General features: G+C 46.6%; 1 protein-coding gene. It reads right to left on the reverse strand.

Translation table 11 applies throughout. The annotated features are described in order from the left end of the window. The coding region (gene tnpC, locus LJE72_RS25945; RefSeq protein WP_229251020.1) for an IS66 family transposase at positions 1-704 on the reverse strand (704 nt) is incomplete at both ends.

Here is a 704-nt window from a genome sequence, read left to right on the forward strand (position 1 = left end):
GCATTCTGTCTCCTGCATTCCTGCTGCACCCTAGCAGACCATGGCAGATATTCATCTAGTATCAGATCATCCGGTGCAAAATCAAGGTTCGGCAGATGGCGGAATATATATTCAAGATATTTGTAGGGATCCAAGTGGTTGGCCGTCGCTGTTCCTATGATGCTAAATATTATAGCGGAGGCTTTGGCCCCTTCCACGGAATCGGAAAAAAGTGAGTTTTTTCTCGTTATAGCTACGGGTTTAACTGCGATCTCGCTCAAATTATTGGATAAGGGAATCCTTCCATCCAATAAGAAGTTGGTGAAATATTTCTTGTGGTTTAAGGTATAATTCAAGGCTTTCCTTAAGCTTTCCTGCCTAGTCATTGTCGTTTCTGCCCATGCGAAAAAGGCCTCCAGCACAGGGACGCTGTACATAAGCCGGTTCTTTTTTCTCTCTTTCGGGGACAATTCCTTCCACTTTCGTTCCAAGCGGAAAAGCTTATCACAGTAGGCTCGTCCGACAGCCCCGCCGGAACCAGAAATCTCTTTCTTGCCGGAATCCAACGGAATTGCTTCAAGGTAATAGCGCCGCAAGTGGCTATAGCAGAGGCAGCGGGTAATCCCTTCTACTTTTTCATAGCCAGCGTAAGCATCACTTACATGAAATTCGCGGAATCCTTCGAGAAATTTCTTGGCGTGGTCACCCGACCGAGTTCGGGTGTA

This window comes from Desulfosporosinus shakirovi, assembly GCF_020595055.1.
Classification (GTDB): domain Bacteria; phylum Bacillota; class Desulfitobacteriia; order Desulfitobacteriales; family Desulfitobacteriaceae; genus Desulfosporosinus; species Desulfosporosinus shakirovi.